Source organism: Nonomuraea sp. NPDC001636 (assembly GCF_040298265.1).
Lineage (GTDB): Bacteria > Actinomycetota > Actinomycetes > Streptosporangiales > Streptosporangiaceae > Nonomuraea.
On record NZ_JBEOZT010000001.1, the window covers coordinates 45,340 to 61,823 of the forward strand.

Consider the following 16,484-nt stretch of genomic DNA (forward strand, 5'->3'; position numbering starts at 1 on the left):
GAAAGGGTCACGCGGTAGCCCGCGTGGCCCTTTTTCGCGTGTGATGTCACCTGTAGGGTGGGCGCGCCTGATCAACGCTGGAGTCGCCCGCTCATGTCACGCCCCCTCGTCACCGCGATCGTCGTCGCCCATGACGGCGGCCGCTGGCTGGGGGACACCTTGCGCGCGCTGGCTGGTCAGAGCCGCAGGCCGGAGCGCGTCGCCGGGGTCGACAACGGCAGCAGGGACGGCTCGGCCGACCTGCTCGTACAGGCGCTCGGCGCGTCCAACGTGCTCACGCTCCCGCGCTCGGCCTCCTTCGGCGACGCGGTGGCGGAGGTGCTGGACCGGCTGCCGCCGTGCGGCCAGGACGAGTGGCTCTGGCTGCTGCACGACGACTGCGCCCCCGACCGGCGGGCGCTGGAGGCCCTGCTCATGGCGGCCGAGCAGGATCCCAAGGCGGCGGTGCTCGGCCCGAAGCTGCGCGACTGGCTCGACCGCCGGCGCCTGCTCGAACTGGGCGTGACCGTCGGCCTCACCGGGCGCAGGGACACCGGGCTGGAGCCGCGCGAGTTCGACCAGGGGCAGCACGACGGCACCCGGGAGGTGCTCTCGGTCTCCACGGCGGGCATGCTGGTCCGCCGCGACGTCTGGGAGCGGCTCGGCGGCCTCGACCCGCTGTTCCCGCTCTTCCGCGACGACCTCGACCTGTGCTGGCGGGTGCGCAACGCCGGTCACCGGGTGCTGGCCGTCACCTCGGCGGTGGCCTGGCACGCCGAGGCGGCGGCCCGCAGGCGGCGGCGGATCACGGTCAGCGGCGACCATCCGCGCAGGCTCGACCGGCGCAACGCGATGTTCGTCGTCATGGCGAACCTGCCGTTCCGCGTGATGGTGTGGGCGCTGCTGCGGAACCTGGCCGGGTCGGCCCTGCGCACGCTGCTGTTCCTGGTGGGCAAGCAGCCGGCGAACGCGCTGGACGAGATGGTGGCGCTGGGGTCGATCCTGGCGCACCCGGTCCGGCTGCTGAAGGCGCGCAGGGCCCGCCGCGAAGGCCGTAAAAAGGGATTTATTCGTATTAAGCGGTTGCTGACGCCGCCGGGGGCGGCCTACCGGCGGCTGACCGACATGGTGCAGAGCTTCCTCGCCGGCGCGGGCCCCGTCGACTCCGCCGGCCGCCACCACCACTCCGCCCCCGAGGACGACGAGGACAGCGCGCCCGCCGACACCGGCGCGGTCAAGGGCTTCCTCCGGCGGCCCGGCGTCGTCCTCATGATCGCCCTGGCCGTGATCTCGCTAGCCGCCGAACGGTCGCTGCTCGGCGGCGACCGGCTGGGCGGCGGCGCGCTGGTCCCGGTCACGGGCGGCGCGGGGGACCTGTGGCGGTTCTACACCGAGGGCTTCCACGACATCGGGCTCGGCTCCACCGACTGGGCGCCGCCGTACGTGGCGCTGCTGGCGCTGGCCTCGACGCTCGCGCTCGGCAAGACGTGGCTGGCGGTGTCCGTGCTGCTGCTCGGCTCGGTGCCGCTGGCCGGGGCGTCGGCGTACCTGGCGACCCGGCACGTCATCCCGGCGGTGCCCGCGCGGGCGTGGGCGGCGGGCACGTACGCGCTGCTGCCCGTCGCGACCGGCGCGATCGCGTCCGGACGGCTCGGCACGGCGGTGGTGTTCGTGCTGGTCCCGGTGTACGCCGCGCTCGGCACCACGCTGCTGTCCGCGCAGCGGCGCCGCGCGCGGCGCGCGGCCTGGGCGCTCGGGCTGCTGCTGGCCGTGGGGACGGCGTTCGTCCCGCTGGTGTACCCGCTCTTCGCGGTGCTCGGCGTGCTGGCCGCCGTCGCGTACGGCGGGGTGCGGCGCGGCGTGGTGACCTCCATGGTGATCGCGCTCGCGGTGCCCGTCGCGCTGCTGCTCCCGTGGCTGGCCGGGCTGGTGACGGACCCGGGCCGGATCCTCCTGGAGGCGGGCCTGCACGATCCCGCCCTGGTGGCGGCGGGGCTCGCGCCGGAGTCGCTGCTCGCGCTCAGCCCGGGAGGGCCGGGGCTGCCGCCGTTCTGGGTGACGGCCGGGCTGATGGTGACGGCGCTGGCCGCGCTGCTCATGCGCCGCCAGCGGCTGATCGTCGCGATCGGCTGGGGCGTCACGTTGTACGGCGTGCTGGCGGCCGTCCTGGTCGGCCGGATCAGCGTCGAGGGGGCGCGGGCCTGGCCCGGCGTGCCGCTGGCGTTCGCGGGGACCGGGCTGCTGGTGCTCGTCGGCCTGACCGCGCACCGGCTGGCCGAGCTGCGGGCCGGCGGCGGGCTGCGCAGGATCGGCGCGTCCCTGGCGGTGGCCGCGGCGGTGAGCACGCCGATCCTGGCCGCCGGGTATTGGGTGGCGTACGGGGTGCGCGGCCCGCTGACCGGCCACGCGCCCGACGTGCTGCCCGCGCTGGCCGCGTGGAGCACCCGGCACGGCGAGCGCACGCTGGTCGTCAAGGGGGACGCCTTCACCGTGCTGCACGGCCGTACCCCGTTGATCGGCGAGGCCGAGCTGCCGGTCGCCGCCGAGGGACGGTCCAAGGTGGCGGACGCGGCGCGCGGCCTGGTCGGCGGCCGTGGCGGAACCGACGCCGCGACGCTGGCCCAGCACGGGATCGCCATGCTGGCCGTGGCCGGGCCGGTGCCGCCGCCGCTGGCCAGGTCGCTGGACTCCCAGCCGTCGCTGGAACGCATGAGCCTGTCGGAGGCGGGCGGCCTGTGGCGGCTGACCGAGCCGTTCACCCGGGTGCCCGCCCAGCCGGCGGACGTCCTGCACGCGCCCTGGTTGTGGACCCAGGGCGTGCTGGCCCTGGTCGTGCTGGTCCTGGCCACGCCGGGACGCCGGGGGAGCGGCGCGGTCGAGGGCGTCGAGGCGGCCGTCCCGGTGCCCGCGGGGGTGCGATGAAGGCGTTCGTGGAGAACCGGTTCGGCCTGCTGGTGCTGGTCGTGGTGGCCCTGTCCGCCCTGTACGGCGTCGCCCTCGTCACCCGTCCGGCCTCCGTCCCGGTCAGGGCCGAGGGGCCGCGGAAGGTCGCCGTCGAGTCGGTGACCGCCGTCTGCCCCGGCGCCGAAGGCGCGCGGATGAACGTCTACCTGCCCGGACGCCTGTCCCACGAGGTCATGAAGAACGCCGAGCCGTACGTGACGAACGGCCCGGGAGCGCTCGAAGCCGGATACACCACCCGGGTGACCTCGGGCGCGGCCCGCGGGCTGTCCGGGGTGCGCTGCACCGAGCCGGCGCAGTCGGCCTGGCTGGCCGGCCCCGGCCCCGCGGCGGCCGACGTGATCCTGCACCTCACCAACGCCGACAAGGCCCCGGCCCAGGCCGACGTCGAGGTGTACGCGGCCGAGGGCCCGGTCTCCGGCGACGCGGGCCGCGGCCTGGAGATCGCGCCCGGCGAGCACAAAGAGATCGATCTCAAGACGCTCGCGCCCTCGGCCGACGTCATGGCCGTCGGCGTGACCACCGTCTTCGGCCGGCTCGCGGTCGCGGCCAGGGCGTCGATGCGCGGCGGCGGCGTGGACTGGCTGCCGCTCGCCGCGCCCCCGGCCACCCGCGTGGTGGTGCCCGGCATCCCCGGCGGCGGCGGGCGACGCGAGCTGCTGGTCGCCGCCCCCGGCGAGAACGACGTGTCCGTGCAGGTCAAGGCGGTCAGCGAGGACGCCGCGTACGCGATGAGGGGCCGCGAGAGCATCGACGTGCCGGCCGGCAGCGTGGTCGCGCTGGACGTGACCACCGGGATCGGCGGCGAGGCGGCCGCGCTCGTGCTCACCGCGCCCGCGCCGATCGTGGCCGGGCTGGTCGCCACCGGCACCGGGCAGCGGCTGGACGTGGCGTTCACCGCGGGCACGCCCCCGCTCGACCTGGGCAGCGCGGTCGCGGGCAACGGTCCGGGCACGCGGCTGCTGTTCACCGCGCCGGACGGGCCGGGCGAGGTCAGGGTGCAGGAGGTGCCGGCGAAGGGCGCGGCGGGCAGGCCGTACGAGGTGGCGGTGCCGGCCGGGCGGACCAAGGAGGTGCGGCTGCGCGGCAAGGGCGAGTTCGCGGTGGTCGTCACGCCCGTGTCGGGCCGGGTCTACGGCGGCCGGGTCATCGAGGAGCGGGAGAAGGACGGCCTGCTCGTGACCGCCCAGCCGCTCGCGCCCGCGCGCGTGTGGACCGTGCTGCCCGCGCTGACCGACAGCCCCCGCGTGGTGCTGCCCGGCTGAACCGCGGGTCACCCACGATTCAGCGGCGGTCGTCGTAGCCCGGGTCGACGGTCTCGGGGGCGAGGCCGAGCAGCGTGGCGACCTGCTCGACCACCGTGTCGTGCACCATCGCGCCCAGGGTGTCGCGGTCGCGGGCGCGCGCCTCCAGCGGACGGCGGTAGATCACCACCGCGGCCGGCGACTGGCCGCTGGCCGCGTCGGCCCGGCCGAACGGGATCGGCTCGGTGCCCATGCTCGGGCCGTCGCCCAGCTCGTTGAGCGGCGGCACCTCCTCGACCGCGAACTCCACGGCGGACAGCTGTTTGTCCCACCGCGGCCGCAGCCGGTCGACGGCGTCGAGGACGAGGTCGTCGAAGCGCTCGCTGCGGGAACGGGCCATGGGGACGTGGGAGGGGGCGAGGGGGCCGCGCAGGCCACGACCGTGGCGATCGCGCCGTCTGGGACCGCGCTTTGGAGTCACCGCCCAAGTGTAAGGGCACGTGCCCGCGAACCCCCGGAACCCCCGCCCGCGTCGCCGCCGTCAGGGGGCGTGGGTTGTCGGGGTTCGCCCTCGCGCCCGGCTGGTCACTCTCCTCGGTCGTCGATCAAGGAATCCCGAAAGTACGGCACGACCGGTGTGGCGTCGGCGGCGAGGGGGCAAGGTTGTCCCTCAGGCGCGCGCAACGGCGCATGTGGGTGGAAAGCCTGCGACAGGTGTCCGAATTGTGGCGACACGCTCGTTAAGAGCGCTCAGATAGTGGCGCCTCGCACTCTTACCAGATACGGTCCCTCCGTGAGCCCCGTCCGCCGCTGTTCCCGCACCGCTTGCAGCCAGCCTGCCGTCTTCACGCTCACGTACGTATACGCCGACTCGACCGCAGTTCTCGGCCCTCTGGCGACGTACGCCGAGCCACACTGTTACGACCTGTGCGCCGAACACGCCGAGCGGCTGACCGCTCCCCGCGGCTGGGAGGTCGTCCGGCTCCCCACCGACGGCAACTCCCCCAGCTCAGACGACCTGGAGGCGCTGGCCAACGCGGTCAGGGAAGCCGCCAGGCCCGCCCCGTCCGGCAGCGGCGAGCCGGTCGGCCAAGGGGTCGAGGTCGGGCGCAGGGGCCACCTGCGCGTTCTTCGGTCGGCCCAGCAGCACCGCGACCGGTAGGCTCGTTTCACACGACAAACGACCTAGGGGCGGAGCTGGAGAGTGGGCGACCTCGCCAAGATCTTCAAAGCGTACGACGTTCGCGGGGTGGTTCCCGACGAGCTCGACGAGCCGATCGCCGAGGCCGTGGGTGCGGCGTTCGTCGAGGTGACCGGAGCCGCGTCCGTCGTGGTCGCCCATGACATGCGAGAGTCCTCCGTGCCGCTGGCCGAGGCGTTCGTCAGGGGCGCCCGATCGCGCGGCGCCGACGTCGTCTTCGCCGGGCTCGGCTCCACCGACCTGCTCTACTACGCCAGCGGCAGCCTGGGCCTGCCCGGCGTGATGTTCACCGCCAGCCACAACCCGGCCCGCTACAACGGGATGAAGATGTGCCGCGGCGGCGCGGTGCCGATCGGCGGCGAGACCGGGCTGGCCGAGATCCGCGACCGCGCGGCCGAGCTGCTGGGCGCCCCCGCCACCCCGACCGGGTCGCTGATCGAGAAGGACCTGCTGTCCGGCTACGCCGCCCACCTGCGCGGGCTGGTCGACCTGTCGGCGATCCGGCCGCTCAAGGTCGTCGCCGACGCCGGCAACGGCATGGCCGGCCACACCGTCCCGGCCGTGTTCGAGGGCCTGCCGCTGGAGCTCGTCCCGCTCTACTTCGAGCTCGACGGCAGCTTCCCCAACCACGAGGCCAACCCGCTGGAGCCGCAGAACCTCCTCGACGTGCAGCGGGCCGTCGTCGAGAGCGGCGCCGACCTGGGCCTCGCCTTCGACGGCGACGCCGACCGCTGCTGGGTGGTCGACGAGCGGGGCGCGTCCGTCTCGCCGTCGGCCGTCACCGCCCTGGTCGCCACCCGCGAGCTGGCCAAAGACCCCGGCGGCACGATCATCCACAACGTGATCACCTCGCTCGGCGTGCCGGAGATCGTCCGCGAGCACGGCGGCACGCCCGTGCGCACGCGCGTCGGCCACTCCTTCATCAAGGCGGAGATGGCCCGCACCGGCGCGATCTTCGGCGGCGAGCACTCCGCCCACTACTACTTCCGCGACTTCTGGTTCGCCGACTCGGGCCTGCTCGCCGCGATGCACGTGCTGGCCGCGCTCGGCGAGCAGGAGCGCCCGTTGTCCCAGGTGGTGGCGGCCTACTCGCGCTACCACGCATCCGGCGAGCTCAACAGCGCGGTCGCCGACCAGGATGAGGCGCTGGCGCTCGTCCGCGCGGCCTTCGCGGGCCGCGGCGAGGTCGACGAGCTCGACGGCCTGACGATCACCGGCCCCGACTGGTGGTTCAACCTGCGCGCGTCCAACACCGAGCCGCTCCTCAGGCTGAACGCCGAGGCGGCCGACGAGAGCAAGATGAAGGCGATCAAGGACGAGGTCCTCGCCATCGTGGGAAGGGTGTCACTGTGAAGATCGACGACTGGCTGCTGGAGATCCTGGCCTGCCCGGCCTGCAAGGCGCACCTGCGCGCCGAGGCCGAGACCGAGGAGCTGGTCTGCACGGATTGCGGTCTGATCTACCCCGTGCGCGACGACATCCCCGTCCTGCTGGTCGATGAGGCAAGGAAGCCGTGACCTGGGAGCCCGGGCGGCTCGATGACCAGCAACACCTCACCGCGGCCGATCCGGGTGGCATGCTGCTCGCGGTCGCGGCCTCGGCCGCCCAGGTGCGCACGGGCCACCGTGCCGCGGTCGAGGCCGGTGTCGACCGGCTGTCCGCCCAGGGCCGCCCGCGGGCCGTCGTGGTCGCGGGCATGGGCACGGCGGGCCTGACCGGAGACATCCTCGCGGCGGTGTGCGGCAACGGCGTGCCGGTGCCGATCGTGACGTTGCGGTCCTACCAGCTGCCGGGCTGGGTCGGCGCGACCGACCTGGTCATCGCCGTCTCCGCCACCGGCGACGACGACGAGACGGTCTCCGTCGCCGTCCAGGCCGTCCGGCGGGGCTGCGGGCTGCTGGCCGTGTGCCCGCCGGGCTCGCCGCTGGAGGCCGTGGCCGTGCAGGCGTCGGCGATCCACGTCCCGGTGCGGGTCGAGGGGCAGCCGAGGTCAGGGCTGTGGCTGCTGACGGTTCCGGTGATCGTGGCCGCGTCCGCGCTCGGCCTGGTCACGGCCGGGCCCGAGGTGTTCGAGCGGGTGGCCGCGATCCTGGAGGACATCGCCAACCGCAGCCGTCCCTCCAGCGAGTCCTTCGTCAACCCGGGCAAGTCCCTCGCCATGGACCTGGCCGAGAGCATTCCGATGATCTGGGGTTCCTCGCCGGTGGCCTGCGCGGCGGCGTACCGGCTGGCCTGCCAGCTCAACGAGACCGGCAAGTACCCCGCGGTCTTCGGCCAGCTGCCGGAGGCCGGCCACAACCAGGTGGCGGCCCTGGAGGGGCCGCTGGCCGAGCGGGACATCTTCGCCGACGAGGCCGGGCCGACGCTCAGGCTCGTCATGCTGCGCGACGTCGAGGAACATCCGCAGGTCACGCGGCAGCGCGAGGCGTCGCTGCGGCTCGCGCACGACCGTGACGTGCCGGTCACCGAGCTGACCGCGGAGGGCGTGCATCCGCTCGAACGGCTGGCCGCGCTCGTCGGCCTGGCCGACTACGCCGCCACCTACCTGGCCCTCGGTTACGCCGTCGATCCGACGCCTGTGGCCACGATCACTGAGCTTCGGGCCAGGATTTCCCAATAGGATCCCATGTCAGGGTCTTTTTAGGTCATCTTTATGAGCGGAGACGTCCGGTGAGCGCGAGTGGTGGCACGAAGGCAATCATTGCGGCGCTGAGCGCCAACCTGGCGATCGCGGTGTCGAAGTTCGTGGCGGCGTTCTTCACCGGGTCGTCCTCGATGCTGGCCGAGGGCATCCACTCGGTCGCCGACTCGGGCAACCAGCTCCTGCTGCTGATCGGCGGGAAACGGGCCCAGCGGGCCAGCGACAAGACCCACCCCTTCGGTTACGGGCGCGAGCGTTACTTCTACGCGTTCGTGGTCGCCGTCGTGCTGTTCACGATCGGCGCGGTCTTCTCCCTCTACGAGGGCTGGCACAAGATCTCCGAACCGGCCGAAGTCGACAAGCCCATCTGGGCGTTCGCGGTGCTGATCTTCGCGATCATCGCCGAGGGCTTCTCCTTCCGTACGGCGATCAAGGAGTCCAACCCGCTGCGCGGCAAGCAGTCGTGGTTCGCCTTCATCCGCCGGTCGAAGTCGCCCGAGCTGCCCGTCATCCTGCTGGAGGACCTGGGCGCGCTGCTCGGTCTGATCTTCGCGCTGTTCGGCGTGACGATGGCCGTCGTCACCGGCGACGGCGTCTGGGACGGCATCGGCACCCTCATGATCGGCGTGCTGCTGGCGATCATCGCGGTCGTGCTGGCCGTCGAGACCAAGTCGCTGCTGCTCGGCGAGGGCGCCTCGCCCGAGGTCGAGGAGCAGATCCGGGCCGCGCTGGAGGGTTCGCCCGAGGTGGCCAGGATCATCCACATGCGCACGCTGCACCTCGGCCCCGAGGAGCTGCTGGTGGCCGCCAAGATCGCGGTCGAGCACGACGACACGGCCGGCGAGGTGGCCCGCGGCATCGACGAGGCCGAGCGGCGCATCCGCGACGCCGTGCCGATCGCGCGGGTGATCTACCTGGAGCCCGACCTCGACCGGCTGCGCACGACGACGAGCTGACGGTCGTCCCGGAAGCCGGCCGCGCACGGCGGCCGGCTGACGCCCCGCGGGGCGTGTGACGCTCAGCCCCGGGGGCGCAGGAGCCTCAGGGCCTTCTCCTTCTCGAAGTCCAGGGCCCGGCGCGGCACCTGGATGCGGCCGATGCGCACGCCCAGGTCGCGCACGGCCGCGGCCACCTGCGGCTCGCTCAGCACGCGCAACGCGAAGGCCAGCTCGGCGGGCGAGACGTCGAACCGTTTCTCCAGCTCCACCCCCTGCGCCACGGCGGCCAGCTCCTCGGGCCCGAATCTGCGGTGCGCCCCCCGCTCACGGACCGGCGGCAGCAGGCCCAGCGCCTCCCGGTATCGGAGCATTCGTGGGGACATGCCGAGCCGCTTGGCCGCTTCCGTGATGCGCATCCTTACATTCTTACGTCAGTTTCGCTGTCTCGGAGATGCGAGGCCGCCCGAGCGCCGCCTAAACTCGTCCGCGACAGCAATCGTGACGCGAGGGGAATCCCGATGGACTTCAAGGTCGCCGACCTTTCACTTGCCGACTTCGGCCGTAAGGAAATCCGGCTCGCCGAGCACGAGATGCCCGGCCTCATGGCGATGCGTAAGGAATACGCGGCCTCCCAGCCCCTCCGCGGCGCGAAGATCATGGGCTCGCTGCACATGACGATCCAGACGGCCGTGCTCATCGAGACGCTGGTCGCGCTCGGCGCCGAGGTCCGCTGGGTCAGCTGCAACATCTTCTCCACCCAGGACCACGCCGCCGCCGCGGTCGTCGTCGGCCCCGAGGGCACCGTCGAAGACCCGAAGGGCGTCCCCGTGTTCGCCTGGAAGGGCGAGACGCTGGAGGAGTACTGGTGGTGCACCGAGCAGGCCCTCACCTGGCCCGGCGGTGACGCCCCCAACATGATCCTCGACGACGGCGGCGACGCCACGCTCCTCGTGCACAAGGGCGCCGAGTACGAGAAGGCCGGGGCCGTGCCGCCCGCCGGCGCCGACGACCCGGAGGAGTGGCACGTCATCATCGACCTGCTCACCCGCACGGTCGGCGAGGACAAGCGCTGGACGCGCATCGCCGAGAGCATCAAGGGCGTGACCGAGGAGACCACCACCGGCGTGCACCGTCTCTACGAGATGCACAAGAACGGCCAGCTGCTCTTCCCGGCGATCAACGTCAACGACTCGGTCACCAAGTCCAAGTTCGACAACAAGTACGGCTGCCGCCACTCCGTCATCGACGGCCTCAACCGCGCCACCGACGTGCTCATCGGCGGCAAGGTGGCCGTGGTCTGCGGCTACGGCGACGTCGGCAAGGGCTGCGCCGACGCGCTGCGCGGCCAGGGCGCCCGGGTCATCGTCACCGAGATCGACCCGATCTGCGCCCTCCAGGCGGCCATGGACGGCTTCCAGGTCACCACGCTGGAGGACGTCGTCGGCATCGCCGACATCTTCGTGACCACCACCGGCAACTTCAACATCATCACCGCTGAGCACATGGCGCAGATGAAGCACCAGGCGATCGTCTCCAACATCGGCCACTTCGACAACGAGATCGACATGGCCGGCCTGGCCAAGCTGCCCGGTATCGTGAAGAACAACATCAAGCCGCAGGTCGACGAGTGGGTCTTCGCCGACGGCCACTCCATCATCGTGCTGGCCGAGGGCCGCCTGATGAACCTGGGCTGCGCCACCGGCCACCCCAGCTTCGTCATGTCCAACTCCTTCACCAACCAGGTGATCGCGCAGATCGAGCTGTTCACCAAGACGGCCGAGTACCCGATCGGCGTCTACACGCTGCCCAAGCACCTCGACGAGAAGGTCGCCCGCCTCCACCTCGACGCGCTCGGCGTCAAGCTCACCGAGCTGACCAAGGAGCAGGCGGCCTACATCGGCGTGCACGTCGAGGGCCCGTACAAGTCCGACCACTACCGCTACTGATCGTCTGGGCGGCTCCGGGAGGGGGGGTCCCTCCCGGAGCCGCCCTTTTTCGCGAGGGGCTGGGCATGGATCTCTGGGAAAGCGGCGAGCGGCAGATCTCCTGGGCCGCGCGCTCGATGCCGGTGCTGACCGCCATCGGCGAGCGGTTCGCGCTCGAACGCCCGCTCGACGGGCTCAAGATCGCGGCCTGCCTGCACGTCACCGCCGAGACGGCCGTGCTCATGGGCGCGTTGAAGGCGGGCGGCGCCGAGATCGCGCTGGCCGCCTCCAACCCGCTGTCCACCCAGGACGACGTGGCCGAGGCCCTGCGCGCGTACGGGATCGCCGTGCACGCGCGGGCCGGGGTCGATCGCGCCACCTACTACCTGCACATCCACCAGGCCCTCGACCTCGGCCCCGACCTCGTGCTCGACGACGGCTGCGACCTGGTGAACATCCTGCACACCGAGCGCACCGACCTGCTCGAAGGCGTGAGCGGCGGGTGCGAGGAGACCACGACCGGCATCATCCGGCTCCGGCAGATGGCGGCCGAGCAGGCGTTGCGCTTCCCGGTCGTGGCCGTCAACGACACCCGTACGAAGCGCATGTTCGACAACCGGTACGGCACCGGGCAGTCCACCCTCGACGGGATCATGCGCGCCACCAACACCATGCTCGCGGGTCGTACGGTCGTGGTGGCCGGGTTCGGGTTCTGCGGGCGCGGCGTGGCCGAGCGGGCCAAGGGGCTCGGCGCGCGGGTCGTCGTCACCGAGATCGACGCCGTCAAGGCCCTCGACGCCACCCTGCAGGGCTACGAGGTGCGTCCCATGGCCCAGGCGGCGATGATCGGCGACCTGTTCGTCACCGTGACGGGCAACCGGGACGTCATCAGGGCCGAGCACCTGTCCGTGATGAAGGACGGCGCGATCCTGGCCAACGCCGGCCACTTCGACGTCGAGATCGACGTGCGGGCCCTCGACGAGATGGCCCGCGAGGTGCACCGGGGGGTGCGCCCGAACACCGACGAGTACGTCATGCCCGACGGCAATCGCCTGCTGCTGCTGGCCGAGGGCCGTCTGGTCAACCTGACCGCCGCCGAGGGCCATCCGGCGGCCGTCATGGACATGTCGTTCTCGGCGCAGGCGCTGGCCGTGGCCTGGCTGGCGGGGCAGCGGGCGGGCCTGGTGCCCGGCGTGTACGACGTGCCGGAGGAGATCGACCACGAGGTGGCCAAGCTCAAGCTGGCCGCCGCCGGCATCGGCATCGACACGCTGACCCCGGAGCAGGAGGACTACCTCCACTCCTGGCGGGTCGGCTCCTAGGAGCCTAGAGGGCCGCCTGCATCTCCTGCATGCGGCGGATCTCGGCCGTCTGGGTGACGCTGACGTCCGTGGCCAGCTCCTCGATCTTGATGTGCGAGCCCGCGGTCAGGACCCGGTCGGACATCTCAAGGGCGCCCAGATGGTGTTTGATCATCAGTTCCAGGAACAGCCGGTCGAAGTCCTTGCCCGTGGCCGCCTTCAGCGCCGCCATCTGCTCGGGCGTGGCCATGCCGGGCATGTCGCCGTGCGCCGCGTGGTGGTCGGGCACCTTCTGGTCCTGCTCCTTGAGCCAGGTGGTCATGAACTGGATCTCCGGGCCCTGGGCCGTCTTGATCCGGTCGGCCAGGCCCTTGAGCTTGACGGAGTCCGCCCTGGTGGGAGCCAGGATCGCCATGTCGAGGGCCTGCCGGTGATGGACGATCATGTCCTGGACGTACGTGATGTCGGCGGCGTTGGCCGTGGGCCCGGGGACGGCGGTGGCCGCCTCGCCCGGGGCCAGCGTGCGGGCCTGCTCGCCCGGACGGCCGGGGGCGAGCACCGGCGCGGTGGAGTCGGCCCGCGGCGCGGAGGACGCGCCGGAGGAGCAGCCGGACAGGGCAATCAGCGTGCCCGCGATGACGATGAGCGCGCCGCGCACTCGGCCTCCTGACTGGCTCGGGACGAGAATGCGGACTCTAGGCCATATACCGCTCCAGCGAAAGAGGTTGAAACGGAACAAGATTTGACACATTGGACACTGGCCAGGTCCCAGGGACGTGAGCGACGATGGCGGAGATTTATGCCCCCTTTATAGGAGGACCACGGAGTGTTCACCCCCCGCAGGGCCCTCATCCTGGTCGCCGCCCTCGTGGCGGCAACGGGCGCCACACTGCCCGCCCAGGCTGCGGACATCCCGGCTCCCGGCGAGATCGTCATGAGCTCCAACATCACGCACGTCACGAACGTGCCCAAGCCACAGGCGCTGTCCGACATCCACACCGACATGGCCTTCCAGGGCGACTACGCCTTCGTCGGCAACTACTACGGCTTCTCGATCTACGACATCAAGCAGCCGAAGAAGACGTCGCTGGTGAGCTCGGTCGTGTGCCCCGGCGGCCAGATGGACATGTCCGTCTACGGCAACCTGCTGTTCGGGTCCGTCGACTCCTCGCGTAACAACGACTCGTGCAGCAGCACCTCCCAGAGCGCCTCCGTCAAGGAGTCGTGGGAGGGCATGCGCATCTTCGACGTGAGCGACAAGTCCAACCCCAAGTACGTCAAGTCGGTCGAGACCAACTGCGGCTCGCACACCAACACCCTGGTGCCCGGCCGCGACGGCAAGAACGTCTACATCTACGTCTCCTCCTACGGCCCCAACGCGAACTACCCCGACTGCAAGCCGCCGCACGACCTGATCTCGATCATCAAGGTGCCGCTGGACAACCCGGCCGCCGCGGCCGTCGTCGCGACGCCGAACCTGTTCCCCGACGGCGGCAACCCCGGCCTGCCGCTGCCGTACCCGAACGGCAAGTCGGCCACCACCGGCTGCCACGACATCACCGCCTACCCCGAGAAGGGCATCGCCGCGGGCGCCTGCATGGGCGAGGGCATCCTGCTCGACATCTCCGACCCCGAGCAGCCCAAGGTCACCGCGAAGGTGCGCGACGACGTGAACTTCGCGTTCTGGCACTCGGCCACGTTCAACAACGAGGGCACGAAGGTCGTCTTCACCGACGAGCTGGGCGGCGGCAGCCGGGCCACCTGCAACGCGGCCATCGGCCCGAACAAGGGCGCCAACGCCTACTACGACATCGTCGGCGGGCAGCTCGTGTTCAAGGGCTACTTCAAGATCGCCCGTCACCAGGCCGACACCGAGAACTGCGTCGCGCACAACGGCTCGCTGATCCCGGTCAAGGGCCGCGACGTCATGGTGCAGGCGTGGTACCAGGGCGGCATCTCGGTGGTGGACTTCACCGACTCCGCCCACCCGCAGGAGATCGCCTACTTCGAGCGCGGGCCGGACGAGACCGCTCCGCCGCTCGACGGTGGCTTCTGGTCGGCGTACTACTACAACGGCTACATCTACGGCTCGGACTTCAACCTGGGCCTGGACGTGCTCAAGCTCAACGACCCGCGGACGAACCAGGCCAACAGCGTCAAGATGGACCTGTTGAACGCGCAGACGCAGGGCTCGTACCCCGAGCACGGGCGCGGCGTCCCCGGCGGCAACTGATCCGCTGAACGATCCCGCGCCGCCGGCTCACTGCGGCGGCGCGAACCCGCCCGGAGTCGCCTTCGGCGGCTCCGGCGCGGGCCCCGGCTGAGGCCGCTGCGGAGCTTGCCGCGGGTAGGGCGCCTGCTGCGGCGGCGCCTGCGGGTACGGCCCCTGCTGCTGGTACGGCCCCTGCGGCGCATACGGCCCCGGCTGCTGGTACGGCCCAGGCTGCGGGTACGGCGCGTACGGCGTGGGCCGTGGCGCGGCGCCGGCTGCCAGGGCGGCCTGGCGCGCGAAGCGGGCCTCCTCCCGCCGCCGGCGCTCGGCCAGCACCGCGCTCAGGTACGCGTGCGGCGGCACCCCCGCGGGCGCGGCCGGCGACACGAAGGACGCGGTCTGCGTCGCGATGCGCACCCCCATGTCGTGCTGGACCTGCGGCGTGAGGTCGTGCCAGCGCATCAGGTACTGGCGGGCGGCCTGCGCCACCTCCTCGGGAAGCTGGGAGAGCTCCAGGGTGGCGGCCCACGCGGCCAGCGGCGGCGGCATGAGGATGGCCTGCCCGCTCTCGCGCGGCCCCCGGTCGGAGATCACGATGGTCCCGGCGAAGACGTCGCCGAGCCGCTTGCCCCGCTGGGAGACCAGCGAGGAGATCAGCGCGGGCGCGCCGGAGAACATCCAGAACTCCACCAGCCCGGCCAGCCCGCGGAACAGCGCCTGCCGGAAGCGTTCCGGGCTGCCGTCGTCGGCGACCACCCGCAGGCCGAGCGCCAGCTTGCCGAGGCTGCGCCCCCTGCTGAGCGTCTCGAAGAGCACCGGATAGCCGATCATGACCAGCACCAGCAGCACGATCATGGCCGCGCCGAGCATGGCGTCGTCCGTGACGGCCGCGAACGCGCCCAGGAGCATGTACGCGCCGATCAGCACGACGAGCTGCACCGTCATGTCGATGACGAACGCCACCGCGCGCGAGGGCATCTGGGCCACCCGCACCTCGACGACGACGGCGTCCCCGGTCACAACCTCTGACATATGTGGAGCCTAACGGCAATGCCGCACTGATCGAGCGGCCACAATGGTCGGGTGGACATCGACGCGTTCGTCACAGCACACCGCCCCGTCTGGGACCGGCTCGACCACCTGGTCAAGAACCGCTCCTCGCTGACCGGCGCGGAAGTGGACGAACTGGTCGACCTCTATCAGCGGGTGTCCACGCACCTGTCCATCGTGCGCTCCTCCTCCCGCGACGCGGTGCTGGCCGGACGGCTGTCGGCGCTGGTCGCCAGGGCCAGGTCGGCGGTGACCGGCGCGCACACGCCCGCCTGGCGGGAGCTGGCCCGCTTCTTCACCGTCTCCTTCCCCGTGGTGGCCTACCGGGCGCGGTGGTGGTGGCTGGCCGCGGCGCTGGCCAGCATCGCGGTCGCGTGGGTGCTGGGGGCGTGGGTGGCCGCCAATCCCGACGTGCAGGCGTCGATCGCCTCGCCGGACGAGATCGCCCAGCTCGTCGACCACGACTTCGCCGACTACTACTCCGAGCACCCCGCCGCCTCCTTCGCCAGCCACGTGTGGGTCAACAACGCCTGGGTGTCGGCCCAGGTCATCATCTACGCCATCCTGCTCGGCATCCCCATCCCCTTCATCCTCTACAGCAACGCCGAGAACGTCGGCGTCTCGGCCGGACTGATGGCCTCCAGGGGCAAGCTGGACATCTTCTTCGGCCTGATCACACCGCACGGCCTGCTGGAGCTGACCGGCGTCTTCCTGGCCGCCGCCGTCGGCCTGCGCCTGGGCTGGACGGTGATCGACCCGGGGCCGCGCAGGCGGCTGGAGGCGCTGGCCGAGCAGGGCCGGGCGGTGATGAGCGTCGCGCTCGGGCTGGTCGTGGTGCTGTTCGTGTCGGGCCTGATCGAGGCGTTCGTGACGCCGTCCGGGCTGCCCACGGCCGTGCGCGTGGGCATCGGCGTGCTCGCCGAGGCGGCCTTCCTGACGTACGTGATCGTCTTCGGCCGCAGAGCCCTGCGCGAGAACGAGACCGGCGACGTCGAACGCGCCCCCGACGTCGCCCCCACGGCCTAGCAGCCC

15 protein-coding genes are annotated in these 16,484 nt (G+C 71.9%); 11 read left to right on the plus strand and 4 right to left on the minus strand.

The window, feature by feature from the left end; all coding sequences use genetic code 11:
- Nucleotides 1-93: 93 nt before the first annotated feature.
- Nucleotides 94-2,901: a glycosyltransferase family 2 protein gene (locus tag ABT158_RS00210; protein ID WP_352349237.1), complete on the plus strand. Its 2,808-nt coding sequence runs from the start codon at nucleotides 94-96 to the stop codon at nucleotides 2,899-2,901.
- Nucleotides 2,898-4,205 (plus strand): DUF5719 family protein, encoded by a 1,308-nt coding sequence (locus ABT158_RS00215; RefSeq protein ID WP_352349239.1) that lies wholly within the window; start codon nucleotides 2,898-2,900, stop codon nucleotides 4,203-4,205. The genes ABT158_RS00210 and ABT158_RS00215 overlap by 4 nt, the downstream gene beginning before the upstream one ends.
- A 19-nt stretch (nucleotides 4,206-4,224) precedes the next feature.
- Here the strand turns inward: ABT158_RS00215 and ABT158_RS00220 are convergent, their stop codons facing one another.
- Nucleotides 4,225-4,584: a metallopeptidase family protein gene (locus ABT158_RS00220; protein WP_221762053.1), complete on the minus strand. Its 360-nt coding sequence runs from the start codon at nucleotides 4,582-4,584 to the stop codon at nucleotides 4,225-4,227.
- A 393-nt stretch (nucleotides 4,585-4,977) separates the two neighbouring features.
- Between ABT158_RS00220 and ABT158_RS00225 the strand changes: the two genes are divergently transcribed.
- The 5 genes from ABT158_RS00225 to ABT158_RS00245 are packed head-to-tail and all read left to right on the plus strand — an operon-like array spanning nucleotide 4,978 to nucleotide 8,982.
- Nucleotides 4,978-5,346, plus strand: coding sequence for a DUF3499 domain-containing protein (locus tag ABT158_RS00225; protein WP_352349241.1), 369 nt, complete (start codon nucleotides 4,978-4,980; stop codon nucleotides 5,344-5,346).
- Nucleotides 5,347-5,388: 42 nt separating this feature from the next.
- Nucleotides 5,389-6,738 carry a phosphomannomutase/phosphoglucomutase gene (locus tag ABT158_RS00230; protein WP_352349243.1) on the plus strand — a complete coding sequence of 450 codons (1,350 nt, stop codon included), beginning with the start codon at nucleotides 5,389-5,391 and terminating at the stop codon, nucleotides 6,736-6,738.
- On the plus strand, nucleotides 6,735-6,902 hold the full coding sequence (locus tag ABT158_RS00235) for a Trm112 family protein (RefSeq protein ID WP_352349245.1): 168 nt from the start codon (nucleotides 6,735-6,737) through the stop codon (nucleotides 6,900-6,902). The genes ABT158_RS00230 and ABT158_RS00235 overlap by 4 nt, the downstream gene beginning before the upstream one ends.
- Nucleotides 6,899-8,005, plus strand: coding sequence for an SIS domain-containing protein (locus ABT158_RS00240; RefSeq protein WP_352349247.1), 1,107 nt, complete (start codon nucleotides 6,899-6,901; stop codon nucleotides 8,003-8,005). The genes ABT158_RS00235 and ABT158_RS00240 overlap by 4 nt, the downstream gene beginning before the upstream one ends.
- A gap of 50 nt (nucleotides 8,006-8,055) precedes the next feature.
- The gene (locus ABT158_RS00245; RefSeq protein ID WP_352349249.1) at nucleotides 8,056-8,982 is read left to right on the plus strand and encodes a cation diffusion facilitator family transporter; all 927 of its coding nucleotides are present in this window, start codon (nucleotides 8,056-8,058) and stop codon (nucleotides 8,980-8,982) included.
- Between the two features lie 62 nt (nucleotides 8,983-9,044).
- Here ABT158_RS00245 and ABT158_RS00250 read toward each other — a convergent pair whose 3' ends face one another.
- Entirely contained in the window at nucleotides 9,045-9,380 is a 336-nt protein-coding gene (locus ABT158_RS00250) for a MerR family DNA-binding transcriptional regulator (RefSeq protein ID WP_352349251.1), read from the minus strand.
- 96 nt (nucleotides 9,381-9,476) lie between these two features.
- Here ABT158_RS00250 and ahcY point away from each other — a divergent pair, with 96 nt between their 5' ends.
- Entirely contained in the window at nucleotides 9,477-10,910 is a 1,434-nt protein-coding gene (ahcY, locus tag ABT158_RS00255; protein WP_502911470.1) for an adenosylhomocysteinase, read from the plus strand.
- 65 nt (nucleotides 10,911-10,975) lie between these two features.
- Nucleotides 10,976-12,211, plus strand: a complete 1,236-nt coding sequence (locus ABT158_RS00260; protein WP_352349255.1) for an adenosylhomocysteinase — start codon at nucleotides 10,976-10,978, stop codon at nucleotides 12,209-12,211.
- 4 nt (nucleotides 12,212-12,215) lie between these two features.
- Here ABT158_RS00260 and ABT158_RS00265 read toward each other — a convergent pair whose 3' ends face one another.
- Nucleotides 12,216-12,848 (minus strand): DUF305 domain-containing protein, encoded by a 633-nt coding sequence (locus ABT158_RS00265; protein WP_352349257.1) that lies wholly within the window; start codon nucleotides 12,846-12,848, stop codon nucleotides 12,216-12,218.
- A 168-nt stretch (nucleotides 12,849-13,016) separates the two neighbouring features.
- Here ABT158_RS00265 and ABT158_RS00270 point away from each other — a divergent pair, with 168 nt between their 5' ends.
- Entirely contained in the window at nucleotides 13,017-14,423 is a 1,407-nt protein-coding gene (locus ABT158_RS00270; RefSeq protein WP_352349259.1) for an LVIVD repeat-containing protein, read from the plus strand.
- Nucleotides 14,424-14,450: 27 nt separating this feature from the next.
- On the opposite strand, the gene ABT158_RS00275 is transcribed toward ABT158_RS00270, so the two are convergent.
- A complete protein-coding gene (locus tag ABT158_RS00275) occupies nucleotides 14,451-15,434 on the minus strand; it encodes an RDD family protein (RefSeq protein ID WP_352349261.1) in 984 nt (327 codons plus the stop codon).
- A gap of 51 nt (nucleotides 15,435-15,485) precedes the next feature.
- On the opposite strand from ABT158_RS00275, the gene ABT158_RS00280 reads away from it, so the two are divergent.
- The gene (locus ABT158_RS00280; protein ID WP_352349263.1) at nucleotides 15,486-16,478 is read left to right on the plus strand and encodes a stage II sporulation protein M; all 993 of its coding nucleotides are present in this window, start codon (nucleotides 15,486-15,488) and stop codon (nucleotides 16,476-16,478) included.
- The last annotated feature ends 6 nt before the right edge of the window (nucleotides 16,479-16,484 follow it).

What these genes read in the sequence shown, in the direction of transcription:
- ABT158_RS00210 (WP_352349237.1), top strand. Translation starts at nt 94, where the DNA reads ATGTCACGCCCCCTCGTCACCGCGATCGTCGTCGCCCATGACGGCGGC.
- ABT158_RS00215 (WP_352349239.1), top strand. Translation starts at nt 2,898, where the DNA reads ATGAAGGCGTTCGTGGAGAACCGGTTCGGCCTGCTGGTGCTGGTCGTG.
- ABT158_RS00220 (WP_221762053.1), bottom strand. Translation starts at nt 4,584, where the DNA reads ATGGCCCGTTCCCGCAGCGAGCGCTTCGACGACCTCGTCCTCGACGCC.
- ABT158_RS00250 (WP_352349251.1), bottom strand. Translation starts at nt 9,380, where the DNA reads ATGCGCATCACGGAAGCGGCCAAGCGGCTCGGCATGTCCCCACGAATG.
- ABT158_RS00260 (WP_352349255.1), top strand. Translation starts at nt 10,976, where the DNA reads ATGGATCTCTGGGAAAGCGGCGAGCGGCAGATCTCCTGGGCCGCGCGC.
- ABT158_RS00275 (WP_352349261.1), bottom strand. Translation starts at nt 15,434, where the DNA reads ATGTCAGAGGTTGTGACCGGGGACGCCGTCGTCGTCGAGGTGCGGGTG.